The organism is Pseudomonas brassicacearum subsp. neoaurantiaca (assembly GCF_013608025.1).
In the GTDB taxonomy this organism is placed as follows: domain Bacteria; phylum Pseudomonadota; class Gammaproteobacteria; order Pseudomonadales; family Pseudomonadaceae; genus Aquipseudomonas.
Map to the genome: position 1 here is coordinate 86,264 of NZ_VDLV01000052.1, position 13,341 is coordinate 99,604.

12 protein-coding genes are annotated in these 13,341 nt (G+C 61.1%); 1 reads left to right on the forward strand and 11 read right to left on the reverse strand.

What is annotated here, in order from left to right; translation table 11 throughout:
• Positions 1-25 precede the first annotated feature (25 nt).
• From FHK92_RS23815 to FHK92_RS23825, 3 genes are read right to left on the reverse strand one after another with little or no spacing between them, the layout of a single operon-like run.
• Complete coding sequence (locus tag FHK92_RS23815) at positions 26-3,073, reverse strand: efflux RND transporter permease subunit (RefSeq protein WP_181290275.1); 3,048 nt, start codon at positions 3,071-3,073, stop codon at positions 26-28.
• Positions 3,070-4,134, reverse strand: a complete 1,065-nt coding sequence (locus FHK92_RS23820) for an efflux RND transporter periplasmic adaptor subunit (protein ID WP_181290276.1) — start codon at positions 4,132-4,134, stop codon at positions 3,070-3,072. Before FHK92_RS23820 ends, FHK92_RS23815 begins: the two co-directional genes overlap by 4 nt.
• Positions 4,131-5,234: an efflux RND transporter periplasmic adaptor subunit gene (locus FHK92_RS23825; RefSeq protein WP_181290277.1), complete on the reverse strand. Its 1,104-nt coding sequence runs from the start codon at positions 5,232-5,234 to the stop codon at positions 4,131-4,133. The genes FHK92_RS23820 and FHK92_RS23825 overlap by 4 nt, the downstream gene beginning before the upstream one ends.
• A 223-nt stretch (positions 5,235-5,457) precedes the next feature.
• Here FHK92_RS23825 and FHK92_RS23830 point away from each other — a divergent pair, with 223 nt between their 5' ends.
• Positions 5,458-6,618 carry an AAA family ATPase gene (locus tag FHK92_RS23830; RefSeq protein WP_181290278.1) on the forward strand — a complete coding sequence of 387 codons (1,161 nt, stop codon included), beginning with the start codon at positions 5,458-5,460 and terminating at the stop codon, positions 6,616-6,618.
• A gap of 145 nt (positions 6,619-6,763) precedes the next feature.
• Here the strand turns inward: FHK92_RS23830 and FHK92_RS23835 are convergent, their stop codons facing one another.
• The 8 genes from FHK92_RS23835 to FHK92_RS23870 all read right to left on the reverse strand — a co-directional run bounded on the left by FHK92_RS23835 (position 6,764) and on the right by FHK92_RS23870 (position 13,329).
• A complete protein-coding gene (locus FHK92_RS23835) occupies positions 6,764-7,645 on the reverse strand; it encodes a transporter substrate-binding domain-containing protein (protein WP_181290279.1) in 882 nt (293 codons plus the stop codon).
• Complete coding sequence (locus FHK92_RS23840; protein ID WP_181290280.1) at positions 7,642-8,424, reverse strand: amino acid ABC transporter ATP-binding protein; 783 nt, start codon at positions 8,422-8,424, stop codon at positions 7,642-7,644. The genes FHK92_RS23835 and FHK92_RS23840 overlap by 4 nt, the downstream gene beginning before the upstream one ends.
• Positions 8,421-9,080: an amino acid ABC transporter permease gene (locus FHK92_RS23845; protein WP_181290281.1), complete on the reverse strand. Its 660-nt coding sequence runs from the start codon at positions 9,078-9,080 to the stop codon at positions 8,421-8,423. The genes FHK92_RS23840 and FHK92_RS23845 overlap by 4 nt, the downstream gene beginning before the upstream one ends.
• Positions 9,061-9,726, reverse strand: coding sequence for an amino acid ABC transporter permease (locus FHK92_RS23850; protein ID WP_181290282.1), 666 nt, complete (start codon positions 9,724-9,726; stop codon positions 9,061-9,063). The genes FHK92_RS23845 and FHK92_RS23850 overlap by 20 nt, the downstream gene beginning before the upstream one ends.
• Positions 9,727-10,304: 578 nt before the next feature.
• Positions 10,305-11,087: a MetQ/NlpA family ABC transporter substrate-binding protein gene (locus FHK92_RS23855; RefSeq protein WP_181290283.1), complete on the reverse strand. Its 783-nt coding sequence runs from the start codon at positions 11,085-11,087 to the stop codon at positions 10,305-10,307.
• Between the two features lie 217 nt (positions 11,088-11,304).
• Positions 11,305-12,240 (reverse strand): sigma 54-interacting transcriptional regulator, encoded by a 936-nt coding sequence (locus FHK92_RS23860; RefSeq protein WP_181290284.1) that lies wholly within the window; start codon positions 12,238-12,240, stop codon positions 11,305-11,307.
• Positions 12,241-12,287: 47 nt separating this feature from the next.
• Positions 12,288-12,869 carry an alpha/beta hydrolase gene (locus FHK92_RS23865; RefSeq protein WP_181290285.1) on the reverse strand — a complete coding sequence of 194 codons (582 nt, stop codon included), beginning with the start codon at positions 12,867-12,869 and terminating at the stop codon, positions 12,288-12,290.
• Between the two features lie 214 nt (positions 12,870-13,083).
• The gene (locus tag FHK92_RS23870) at positions 13,084-13,329 is read right to left on the reverse strand and encodes a DUF2789 domain-containing protein (RefSeq protein WP_181290286.1); all 246 of its coding nucleotides are present in this window, start codon (positions 13,327-13,329) and stop codon (positions 13,084-13,086) included.
• Between the last annotated feature and the right edge of the window lie 12 nt (positions 13,330-13,341).

The following is a 13,341-nucleotide window of genomic DNA, read 5'->3' on the forward strand; positions in this document are numbered from 1 at the left end:
CCTCGCCACAGGGTCCGCGCGCGCCTCAATCACGCTTCGGCTCGCGGATCTTGTACCAGGCCACGTACAGCGCCGGCAGGAACAGCAGCGTCAGCAACGTGGCGACAATGATCCCGCCGATCATCGCGTAGGCCATCGGCCCCCAGAACACTTCGCGGGCAATCGGGATCATCCCCAGGCTCGCCGCAGCCGCCGTCAGCAGGATCGGTCGGCGCCGGTGTTCGGTGGCTTCCACCACTGCGTCCCAGGGTTCGTAGCCGTCACGTTCATACTCGTCGATCTGGGTCACCAGGATCACCGAGTTACGAATGATGATGCCGATCAGCGCAAGGATGCCGAGAATCGCCACGAAGCCCATCGGCGTGCCAGTCGGCACCAGCGCCAGCACCACGCCAATCAAGCCCAACGGCGCGACGCTCGCCACCAGGAACAGTTTCTGCACGCTGTGCAATTGGATCATCAGGAACGTCGCCATCAAGAACAGCATCAGCGGCACCACGCTGGCGATTGGTCCTTGGGCCTTGCTGCTTTCTTCCACCGTACCGCCAGTCGCGATCTTGTAGCCCACCGGTAACTTGGCGGCGAACTTGTCGATATCCGGCTGCAGTTGCCTCACCAGGTCCGTGGGTTGGATTTCATCGCGCACGGCGGCCTTGATGGTGATGGTCGGCTTGCGGTCGCGACGCCACACCAGCGGCTGTTCCAGCTCATAGCGCACCGTGGCGAAGGCCAGCAGTGGAATCGACGTGCCGCCCGGAGTGACGATCTGCAGGTTCTGCAGGGTTTCCGGCGAACCACGCTCGGCGTCTTCGGCACGCCCGACCACGTCGATCAGGTAGATATCGTCGTTGACCTGGGTCACCGGCGAGCCGCTGACGATGCTGTTCATCAGCCGAGCCACATCATCGGAAGACAGGCCCAACTGCCGCGCCTTGTCCTGAGCAATGTCGATGCGCAGCACTTTGCCCGGCTCGTTCCAGTCGTAGATGATCTCGCCGATGTGGGCGTTCTTGTCCAGCTCGGTCGCCAGCTCGATCGCATGCTTGCGCACCTGGTCGATGTCCTTGCCGCTGACGCGATACTGGATCGGCCGCCCCACCGGCGGGCCCATTTCCAGCGCTTGCACGTAGCTGCCGATGCCGACGAAATCTTCTCGCAGGCGTTTCTGCAAGCGTTCGGTCAGCGCCGCCCGCGACTCCAGGCCCTTGCTGACGATCACCAGTTGCGCGTAGTACGGGTTCTGCAGTTGCTGGTCCAGCGGCAGATAGAAACGAATGGCGCCTTCGCCGATGTAAGTGCTCCAGCGCGCGATGTCCGGGTCGTCCTTGAGGGTCGCTTCCAGGCGATCGACCGCCCTGCGCGTCTCGTCCATCGAGGCGTTTTGCGGCAGGTTGAGGTCTACCAGGATCTCCGGCCGATCCGAGGACGGGAAGAACTGGTTCTGCACGAAGCGCATGCAAAACACCGCCAATGCGAACAGCAGCACTGTGATGCCGATGGCCCACCAACGATTGCGCATCGCCCACAACAGGCCGCCGTTGAACGCCCGTCCGATCCGCCCCGGCTCGGCGCTGTGGGGTTTTACGTCGGTGCTGAGGATGTGCACGCCGATCACCGGGGCGAACAGCACCGCGACGATCCAGGACACCAACATCGCCACGGCAATCACCGCGAACAAGGTAAAGGTGTACTCACCCGCCGAACTGGCATTCAGGCCGATGGGCACGAAACCGGCCACGGTGACCAGGGTCCCGGTGAGCATCGGGAAGGCGGTCGAGGTATAGGCGAACGTGGCGGCCTGGTCCTTGCTGTCGCCCTTTTCCAGGCGCGTGACCATCATTTCCACGGTGATCATCGCGTCGTCCACCAGCAGCCCAAGGGCGATGATCAGTGCGCCGAGGGAGATCCGCTGCATGGTGATGCCGCTGTATTCCATGAAGACGAATACCATCGCCAACACCAACGGAATCGAGCAGGCCACCACCAGCCCGGCCCGGATGCCGAGGCTGATGAAGCTGACGACGAGCACGATAATCACCGCCTCGAACAACGCGCTGGTGAAACCGCCGACGGCCTCTTCCACCACTTCGGCCTGGTCCGACACCGTGTGCACACCGACGCCCACCGGGAGGTCGGCGGTCAGTTCATCCATGCGTGCGTGCAGGGCCTTGCCGAACTCCTGGATGTTGCCGCCCTTCTTCATGGCGATGGCCAAGCCAATGGCCGGCGTGCCGTTGAAGCGGAACATCGGTGTGGCGGGGTCGACGTAGCCACGACGGATGTCGGCGATATCGGCCAGTCGATAGAAGCGATCGTTGAGTCGCAGGTTGACGTTGGCCAGGTCCTTCTCCGATTGGAACTGCCCCGACGTACGCACGGAAATCCGCTCCGGCCCGGCATCGATCACCCCGGCCGGGGTCACCGCGTTTTGCGATTGCAGGCTCTGCACCACTTGGCGTTGGTCAATGCCCAGGGCCGCGAGTTTGCGCGTGGAGAAGTTCAGGTAAAGCACTTCGTCCTGCTCGCCGACCATTTCCACCTTGCCCAGGCCAGGCACATCGCGGATCTCGGCACGTACTTGTTCCACATAATCGCGCAACTGACGCATCGACAGGCCGTCGCCGGTGAAGGCGTACACCGAGCCATAGACGTCGCCGAACTCGTCGTTGAATCCCGGACCTTGGAGGCCTTCAGGGAAGTCACCGCGGATGTCGTTGATCTTCTTGCGGACCTGGTACCAGATTTCCGGGATTTCCTTGGCGCCCGTGGTATCGCGCAGGTACACGAACACCGTGGATTCACCAGGCCGGGTGTAACTCTTCACATAATCGAGGGAATCGAGCTCTTCGAGTTTTTTCTCGATGCGGTCGGTGACCTGCTTGAGGGTTTCTTCCTGGGTCGCGCCAGGCCAGCGGGTCTGGATGACCATGGTCTTGATGGTGAACGAGGGGTCTTCTTCCCGCCCGAGGTTCATGTAGGAGAACACGCCCATCAGCAGCGCGACGAACATCAGGTACCACACGAACGACTGATGCCGCAGGGCCCATTCCGATAAGTTGAAAGGCCCTTTCATCGTGCGTCCTCGTCGAGTTTCACTTTTTGCCCCGGCTGGAGACTGTTCACGCCAGCGCTGACCACGCGGTCGCCGGGCTTGATGCCGTTGGCCACCAGCACCGAGCCGTCCGATCGTTCGAGCACCTGTACGTCCCGGGGCGAAACCGTCTGATCCTGCGGGTTGACCAGCCAGATTCGCGTCTTGCCATCCACTTCCTGCAGCGCACTGAGCGGCAACTCGATGCGCGGCTCGATGGCCGAGCTCAGGGTCACACCGATGGCCGTGCCCAGGCGAAATCCGGGCGGCGTGTCAGTCAGGGTCAAGCGCGCGCGGCGCGTGCGGGTGGCGCTTTGCGCCTGGGGCTCGATCTCGCGGACGATAGCCGTGGTGCGGGTCGCCGGGTCGAGTTGCGCGGCGACTTCGAACACCACGTCCTCGGGCAAGCGCTCGGCCAGTCCGGCAGGCAAGTCGATCACCGCTTCCTTGATGTCCGGACGGGCCAGCGTCACCACTTGCTGGCCGGCGGTCACCACTTGCCCGGCTTCGGCATTCCAAGCCGTGACGACGGCGTCATGGTCGGTGCGAAGCTCGCTGTAGTTGAGCTGGTCACGGGCCTGGTCCACCGCAGCCCGGGCTTGCTCCAGGGAGGCGGCGGTGGTCTTCAGGTCGGTCTGGGCGATGTCCAGTTGCGCCTGGGCGCCGACGCCACGGTCGAATAATTGTTGCTGGCGACGGGCGTTGGCCTGGGCGTTGATGTACTGCGCCTGGATCCGCGCGAGGTCGCCCTCGGCGGCGCGCAATTGGTTCTGCTGGTCAGTGGGATCGAGGGTCGCGAGCAAATCGCCTTTTTTCACCTCGGCGCCGACATCGACGTTGCGGCTGGCGATGCGGCCCGGCACTCGGAACCCAACATTGGTTTCGTAGCGCGCCTGGATATTCCCGGCGAAGCGTCCAAGGGCCTGCTGGTCGAGGGCCCGCACCTCGATGGACAACACCGGCCGGATCGGCTCCGGCGGTGCTTCTTCCTTCGAGCAGGCAGCCAGCAGCAGGCTGGCCGAAACCATCCACAAGCGCTTCATGGCTGGGCTCCTGTCGCGGCTTTGTCGTGGTTGTTTTCGGCGATCTCGACGCGCACGCCAGGATGAAGCAACTGCCCGCCGGCAATAATAATCTTCTCGCCACCCTTGAGCCCGTCACTGATGATGACCTTGCCAGTCAAATAGCGACCGACCGTGACCGTCTGCAACTGCGCCTTGCCCTCGCCGTCCACCAGCCACACGGCCGGCTCGCTGAGGTTCTTCGTCAGTGCCGACCAAGGCAATTCCACAGCGGTCTTTCCGGCGGATTTGGCCGTGGCGCTGACCACCGACCCCAGGCGCATGCCTTCAGGCAAATCATTGAGCGTGACCTTGACCTGCACGGTGCCGGTCTCGGCGGACACCGCCGGGGTGATCTCGCGCACCGTGCCGGTGGTCTTGATGGCTGGGTTGTCCAGCAGGCTGATGGTGATCTGCGGGTCCGAGGGCGGTTCGCGCAGCAGTGATTCATAGATGTTGAATACCGCGTCGCGCTCGCCGTCCCGAGCCAGGCTGAAGATCGGCTCCGTGGCCTGGACCACCTGGCCGACTTCGGCCTGGCGCGCAGTGATGATGCCGGGCGCCTCGGCAACGAGTGCGGTGTAACTGAGCTGTTCGCGAGCGTTAGCCAACTGGGCCTGGGCTGCCGTCAGCGCGCTCTGGCTGCTGCGCAATTGCGCCTGGGCCGCGTCGTATTCGCTCTGGCTGGTGTAGCCCTTGGGCAAGAGCTTCTGCTGGCGCACGAAGGCCGCCGCACTCTGCTTGACCCGCGCCTGTTCGGCGGCCACCTGGGCTTCGGCGGAATCGACGTTGGTCTGCAAATCGCGAGGGTCGAGCCGGGCCAGCACTTGTCGGGCAGAGACCCGATCACCCACGTCGACTTTGCGCTCGATGATCTTGCCGCCCACGCGAAACGACAGATCAGTTTGCACCCGGGCCTGGACATCACCGGTCAGCGTGACCGAGGCCGCGTATTCGCTGGGCGTGGCTTGCTGGATGAACACCCGAGGCAAGGCTTTTTCCTCGGGTTTCTTCTCACCGCAACCCGTCAACAACGCACACACGCCCAAGCCAACAATCAGTTTGATTCCGGGACCAGTCATGCAGACTCCTTTGCGTTGTACCGACGTACCAGTGACGATACGACTGTGAGCTTAGAACAGGGTTCACCGAATACAATGGATGCAGCAAATCGGGCAAACAGATCGCCCGCTGTAGGAGCTGACGAGCGAAGCGAGGCTGCGATCTTTCCTTTCCAGTTGAATCTTGGAGATCGCAGCCTCGCTTCGCTCGGCAGCTCCTACGGCCCATGCGAAGGAGATATGCATGCTCAAGACATTGGCGGTGGCCAACTACCGGTCCATCAATAAGTTGGTCATCCCGCTGGGCCGACTGAACCTGATCACCGGCCCCAACGGCAGCGGCAAATCCAATCTGTATCGTGCCCTGCGCCTGTTGGCGGAGACGGCGCAGGGCGGGGTGGTGAATGCCTTGGCCCGTGAAGGCGGACTGGATTCGACCTTCTGGGCCGGGCCGGAAGAAATCAGCCGTCGGATGCGCAACGGCGAAGTGCCTGTCCAGGCGACGGTGCGTCAGGGCACCAAGCGCCTGCGCCTGGGCTTCGCCGCTGAAGACTTCAGCTATTCAATCGCCCTGGGCCTGCCGGAGCCCAGTCGCTCGGCGTTTTCGCTGGATCCGGAGATCAAGCGCGAATGCATCTGGGCCGGCCCGGTGTTTCGACCGGCCAGCCTGCTGGTGGATCGTAACGGGCCGATGGTCCGTGCCCGCGAGGGACGTTCGTGGGACGTCCTGTCCCAGCACACCCCGACCTTTGACAGCCTGTTCGACCTGGTCGGCAGCCTGCGTGCCTCGCCGGAGGTGCTGCAAATGCGCGAGTTCATTCGCCGCTGGCGTTTCTACGATCACTTTCGCAGCGACGCCGACGCCCCGGTGCGCCAGCCGCAACTGGGCACCCGCACGCCGGTGTTGCATCACGATGGCCGCGACCTCGCCGCCGCACTGCAAACGATCCTTGAGATAGGCGACGTCGAGGCGTTGCATGCCGCTATCGGCGATGCCTTCCCGGGTGCTCATCTGCAAATCGACAAGCTGCAAGGTGGACGTTTCGCCATCGCCTTCCAGCAGCACGGCCTGCTGCGACCGCTGACCGCCGCCGAACTGTCGGACGGAACCCTGCGCTACCTGTTGCTGGTGGCCGCCCTGCTCACGCCGCGACCGCCCTCGCTGATGGTGCTCAACGAGCCGGAAACCAGCCTGCACCCGGACCTGTTGCCGGCCTTGGCACGCTTGATCATCCGAGCCTCCGCCAATTGCCAGGTCTGGGTCGTGTCCCACGCCACGCGCCTGATCGCAGCGTTGGAAAAGGATGAGGATTGCAATTGCATCGTGCTGGAAAAAGACTTCGGGCAGACCGGGATTACCGGGCAGCGCGCGTTGGATGAGCCGGCGTGGCATTGGCCAGATTGACGGGCGCCTGATCAACCGAATCGCGAGCAAGCTCGCTCCCACAGTAGACCTTCAGTGAACACAGGACTGTGAGCATATGAAAATCCATTGTGGGAGCGAGCTTGCTCGCGATGGCTATCGGAAGGTCACCTCAACAATCAGAGTCTCACCCCTGCCACTTGCCCCCCTCGACTATCACGCTCTCAGGCTTGGTGTCATCGCTCAGTTCCTTGCGCACATATTGGTCGTACAGCTTGAGCAGGTATTTTTCCTCACCCAGCTTCGCCAGCTCGGCATTGACCCAATCACGCAGTTCGACATTGCCCTTTTTCACCGCCGGTGCAATCGGCGCTTCGGCACCCAGGGTCTGCTCGAGCACGCGATAGCCGGGGTTCTGCTTGGCCCAACTGAACAGCACAAGATTGTCTTGGGCATAGGCATCGCCACGACCGTTGGCCAGCGCCTGCAACGACTCGGAATTCTTCTCGAACTTGAGCAGTTTCCAATCCGGATGGTTCTTGGTCAGCCAGATATCCGCCGTCGTACCAGTGGTGACGATGGTGGTGCGGGTCGCCAGGTCATCGAGGCTTTTCACCGCGCTGGCTTGCGGCACCAGCGCCTGCACCGCGACCTTCAGATTCGGATTGGTGAACTCCACCGCCTCCTTGCGCTCCGGGGTCACGGTCATGTTGGCCAGGATCAGGTCGACCTTGTCACTTTGCAGGAACGGAATCCGGCTCGCCGGCTCGACTGCGACGAACTCGACCTTGTTTTCATCACCGAGCAGGTCCTTGGCGAATCGACGGCCGATGTCGGTATCGAAGCCGACATACCGCCCCGATTCATCGACAAAACCAAACGGCGGCTTATCGGTGAAGACGCCGACAATCAATTTGTCCCGCGCCTTGATTTTGTCCAGGTAGCTGGCCGGCGCGGTGCCTTGGCTGGCAACGTTGGGCTTCGGCGGTTCTTCGGTTTTATTGCAGCCGGCCAGCAGGAAGGCGGCGAGCAATGGCAATAGCAGCAGAGAAGACTTGGCAGTTTTCATGACGGTTGCAGTTCCTTTGTTTGAGTCGTTTTGGGTAGTGCGGCGACGTAGGAGAACTTCTCCAGGAACTGCTGCGCGCGTGCGGTTTGCGGGTTCGTAAAGAAAATCTCGGGAGGGTTTTGTTCAAGGATGCGCCCAGCGTCCATGAACACGATGCGGTCAGCCACAGCGCGGGCGAAGGCCATTTCGTGGGTGACTATGAGCAAGGTCATGCCTTCGCGGGCCAAGCCCTGGATGACTTCCAACACCTCCTTGACCATTTCCGGATCGAGGGCGGCGGTGACTTCATCGAACAACATGACCTGGGGATTCATGCACAGCGAACGCACGATGGCGATGCGTTGTTGCTGACCGCCAGAGAGCTGGCGCGGGAAAGCATCGCGCTTGTCCAGCAGGCCCACCCGCGCCAGCAGCGCTTCGGCCTGGTCGCGCGCTTCGCGGCGGTCGCGTTTTTGTACCTTGACCGGGCCGAGCAGCACGTTGTCGAGCACGCTCATGTGCGGAAACAAGTGGTAGCTCTGGAACACCATGCCGATCTGTTGTCGCACTTCACGCCAGTCGGTACTTTTATCCAGCAGCTCGCGTCCGGCGAATGCCAGGCTGCCGCTGTGGGCCACTTCCAGGCCGTTGAGACACCGCAGCAAGGTACTTTTGCCACAACCGCTGGGACCGAGGATGACGATCACTTCGCCTGTCTTCACTTGCAGGTCGATGCCGTCCAGCACCTGCTGCTCGCCGAAAAACTTGTTGAAACCCTTGAACTCGATCAATGCGCTCATGCTTGCGTCCAGCGCCGCTCCAACACGCGCGAGGCGGCCGAGAGCGGGTAGCAGATGAAAAAGAAAAACAGGAACAGCGCGCCGTAGATCAGCACGGATTCGTAGGTGCGCTCGATGATCTGCTGGCCGACCTTGATCACATCCACGACACCAATCAGCACCGCGAGGGAACTGGTCTTGATGATGCGCGTGTAGACGTTGATGGTCGGCGGCGTCATGCGTCTCATCGCTTGCGGCAACAGGACATGGCCATAGAGTTGCGGCCCGTTCAGCCCAATCGACAAGCCCGCCTCCCGCTGGCCCCGCGGCAGCGAATGCAACGCGCCACGCACCACTTCGCCGACCTCACTGGCGCCCCACAACGACAGCACCAGGACCGCACACCAGAAGCTGGGAATGCTCAGTCCGAAAAAAATCGGCAGACCGAAGAACAGCAGATACAACCAGACCAGCACCGGAATCGCCCGGAACAGCTCCAGGTAGACCCGCAGGACGGCGTCCAGCCATTTCACGCCCAACGTCCGCAACACGCCATAGAGAACACCGCCAACGGTGCTGAAGGCGATGCCGAGAAAGGAAATCGACAGGGTTTGCACGGCGCCCTTGCCCAGTTGCGGCAACGACACCCACAGCAATTCAAGACCCGAACTGGCCATGCTGGAGCCTCCTTTCCAGGCGGCTGAGCAACAGCGACAGCGGCAAGAACAGCAGCACGCAAATCAACGTCAGCACGGCGAGCATTTCATAGGTTTTGTAGTAGAGCGCGATGTAGCTCTTGGTGGTGTAGAGAATCTCCGGCACCGCCACGGCCGAGACCACGGTGGTCTCCTTCAGCAGGAAAATGAAATTGGCGAACAGCGACGGCAGGCTGAGGATCCCGGCCTGCGGCAGGATCACGTAACGCAGCAATTGCCCGTGGGACAGCCCGATGGAACGACCGGACTCCAATTGCGCCTGGGGCACTGCGTCCACGCCCGCCCGCAGCACTTCCGTCAGGTAGGCACCGCCCAGGAAGGTCATGGTGATGATTGCCGCCGCAAACCCGGACACCTTGATGCCCAACGCCGGCAGGGCGAAGTAGACAAAAAACAGTTGGATAAGCAGCGGCGTGTTGCGGGCCAGCTCCACATACAGCCCCACCAGGCGTTGCAGATAAGGCGTGCGCAGCACGAGGATCGTCGCGTTGATCAGCGCCACCAGCAGCGACGTCACGATCGCGATTAGACCAACCTGCAGCGTCACGCCCACAGCCTTGAGGAACGCCGGGAGAGTGCCAAGGATAAAAGCGAAATCGAAGTTCATTGAAGATCCTGGACGCCACTGGGTAAGCGGCGGTGATGCGGTCCATGGGCAGCGGATGACTGCTCGCAGGAAGCGACTTTAAAGGCATAAGAAGTAGAATTTAAATACCGTTAAAGCATATTGATATCACCCAAAAAACTATCCCCGCGCATTTGCCCGGATGGGCAAAGGCGACTACTTTCCTTGCGTCGCAGGGAAGACCTTCAGGGGTCATCCTTGATCCATCACAAGGAAGAAGATATGGCTGACGTAAAAGTGCCGCAGCGACTGGAACCGCGGGAGATGGTGAAATTATTGGTGGCGTTGCGCAGGGCGTTGAAGACCAGGGTGGCCTGATTTGCGCCTTTGATCTTGTGGCGAAGGAGCTTGCTCCCGCTGGCCTGCGTAGCAGGCCCCCAGCAGTCCTTCAGGTAGATCGCATCAGCGGGTTTTGCGACTGCTGCGCAGCCGAGCGGGAGCAAGCTCCCTCGCCACAGGTAATCCTGTCCCTGACCCAAGCAATCTTTCGAGCATAAAAAAACAGCCGACGCTGTATCAGCCGTCGGCGTTTGAAACCGTGAAAGGGTCTACCGCGCGAATCAGAACGCCGGCAGTACCGCGCCGCTGTATTTCTTCTCGATGAACGCTTTCACTTCCGGGCTGGTCAGGGCCTTGGCCAGTTTCTGGATGGCCGGGCTGTCCTTGTTGTCCGGACGGGCCACCAGGAAGTTCACGTACGGCGAATCCGAACCCTCGATCACCAAGGCGTCCTTGGCCGGATTCAGGCCTGCTTCCAAGGCGTAGTTGGTGTTGATCATGTCCAGGTCAACCTGATCCAGTACGCGCGGCAACATGGCCGATTCCAGCTCCTTGAACTTGAAGTTCTTCGGGTTCTCAGCGATGTCTTTCGGCGTCGCCAAAGCGTTTTTCGGATCCTTGAGTTTGATCAGGCCAGCCTTCTGCAGCAGGATCAGGGCGCGGCCGCTGTTGCTGCCTTCGTTAGGGATAGCGATGGTTGCGCCGTCCTTCAGCTCAGACAGGCTCTTGACCTTTTTCGAATAGCCGCCGAACGGTTCGACGTGTACGCCAATGACAGTTACCAGGTTGGTGCCTTTGCCTTCGTTGAAGCTCTTGAGATACGGCAGGGTCTGGAAGTAGTTGGCGTCCAGGCGCTTCTGGTCAACTTGTACGTTGGGTTGGACGTAGTCGGTAAACACCTTGATCTCCAGGTCCACGCCTTCTTTGGCGAGGGCTGGCTTGATCAGCTCAAGGATTTCGGCGTGAGGTACCGGGGTGGCGGCGACGACCAGTTTCTCTGCGGCCTGGGCCAGGCCCGAGGTCAGGGCTGCCGCCAATGCGGTGAACAACAGAACCTTTTTCATGCAGTGTCCTTATCGAAAATCACGGTCGTCATCGACGACGGCCAAAGTGAGGTGCCAGCGAAGTGCTATCGCTGGCGTGATGCGGAAGATACCGATATTTTTTATGCCTTAACAATATCTTTTATTCAAGTTCATATTCATTTTACTCATATAGGAAAAACGCAGCTTTTTGTGCCGAGGGAGCTTGCTCCCTGGCCACAGTTGAGCGGGTCCCGGCCTATAGCGTTTGGCTCAATTGATCGAGCAGTGCCCTGAGCGCTGTGCGCTCGGCTTCCGAACCCTGGGCAATGACCTGCGCCACCTGCCGGTCAATCGATTCCAGCGCCGATGGCTGGGACGGCAAGTTCAGATGCTCCGGCGAAATCTCGTCCCCGGTACTCACCAGCAATGCAAAGTGGATGATGTTCTCCAATTCGCGGGTATTGCCCGGCCAGCTATGCCGCTCCAGCGCGTGCTGCGCCGCTTCGCTGATCAACGGCACGGCCAGACCGAGGCGCTGGCTGTAGATGCCCAAAAAATATTCGGCCAGGGACAGGATGTCGCCCACCCTCTCGCGCAAGGCCGGTAATTCGAGTTGCCCCTCGCTCAGGTAGTGGTAGAGCCGATCATGGAATTTCCCAGCCGTCACCGCTTGCGCCAGGTCGATGCTGGTGGCCGCAACCAGACGTACGTCTACTGGGCTGGGCTGATGTGCACCTACGCGGGTGACTTCGTGATTTTCCAGCGCCGCCAGTAACTTGACCTGGATCGGCAGCGGCAAATCGCCGATTTCATCCAGGTAAAGCGTGCCGCCATTGGCCGAACCAAACCACCCTGCCCGGCTGCTGGCCGAACCGCTATGGCTGCCAGCGGCATAGCCGAACAATTCGGCATCGGCATAGGTCGGGCTGATGGCCCCGCAATTGACCGAGACAAACAATCCGCCGCGATTACTCTCGCGATGGATATGCCGGGCCAGCAATTCCTTGCCGGTGCCGGTTTCACCGCGAATCAATACCGAAACCGAGCGTGGCGCCAGTTGCTCCAGCTCCTCGCGCAATTGCCGAGAGCGTGGGTCGACGAACACCAGCGCCTTGGCGCGGATGCTCAGGGGGCTTTTTTCCGCATCGGGAAAGGTCAGCAAGGGCTGACCAAAGGTTTCATGCAAACTCATGGCAGTCTCCCGCCCCAGGCCGCCGGGAGACGGAGGGCGTTTAAAATTCAGGCGCGACGCAGGGCGTGATGCTCCATGCGGTTTTGCAAACGATAGAGATAAGCGAATCCCTGCTCCCAACGCTGGTGGCCGGACTTCACATTGATATGCCCCGCCCCGGCCAGGATCCCGGCCTCGGCGCCCCAGTTGCGGGCCAGCTCCATGGCGCGTGGGGCACTGACCGCCGCGTCGTTGTCGGAACTGACCACTTGGCTGGGGAAGGGCAGCAACGTCGTCGGGATCGGCGCGAAATTGCGCAGCGCCGGAGCACAGGCCGGCCGCTCCACATCCGCCGGCGCGACCAACAACGCACCGCGCACCTGTCGCAGCAATTGCACCGGCGCGGTAGCGGCCCAATGGGCCACCGTGATGCAGCCCAGGCTGTGAGCGATGAGAATCACTGGCGTGCTGTCGGCGGCTATCGCTTCGGCCAGCGCGGCAACCCAATCTTCTCGCCGGGGCGTCAACCAATCGGCCTGTTCGACCCGAGTGCTGTTGGGCAGGCTGTTCTGCCAGTGGGTTTGCCAATGATTTTCCGGCGATCCTTGCCAGCCCGGCACAATCAGGTAGCGAATCGATTCGTTGCGCATGGGTGCTCTCCTGCGTGTCTGTTCCCGGACGAGTATAAGGAGGAGAGTTATATTATTTAAGGAATAAGAAGCTATTTATTAATAATTAAAATGAATAACTATTTAGCCTGTGGGAGCGAGCTTGCTCGCGATATCGACGTGTCTGTTGCATCAGGATTGACTGACAGTCCGCTATCGCGAGCAAGCTCGCTCCCACAGGTATGCAGCATAAGCCTCAATCGCTACGGCCTTTGCGCAACAGCACGTCGAGCTGATCCACCACCACCGCCCAGTCTGCATCTTCAAGAATCTCGTCACGCAGCAATTGTCGCTGGCCCTCGCTCCAGAAGAAGGCATCGGCCAGATGCAGATCCGGTTTGAGCGGCGAATGACTGGCGATGAACTGGTCGATGCTGACGGCGTCATCTGGCAGGCCGAGCTGTTTGAACAAGGCGGGAAGGGTGTGGACCGGGGTTTCCATGGGGGCTCCTGA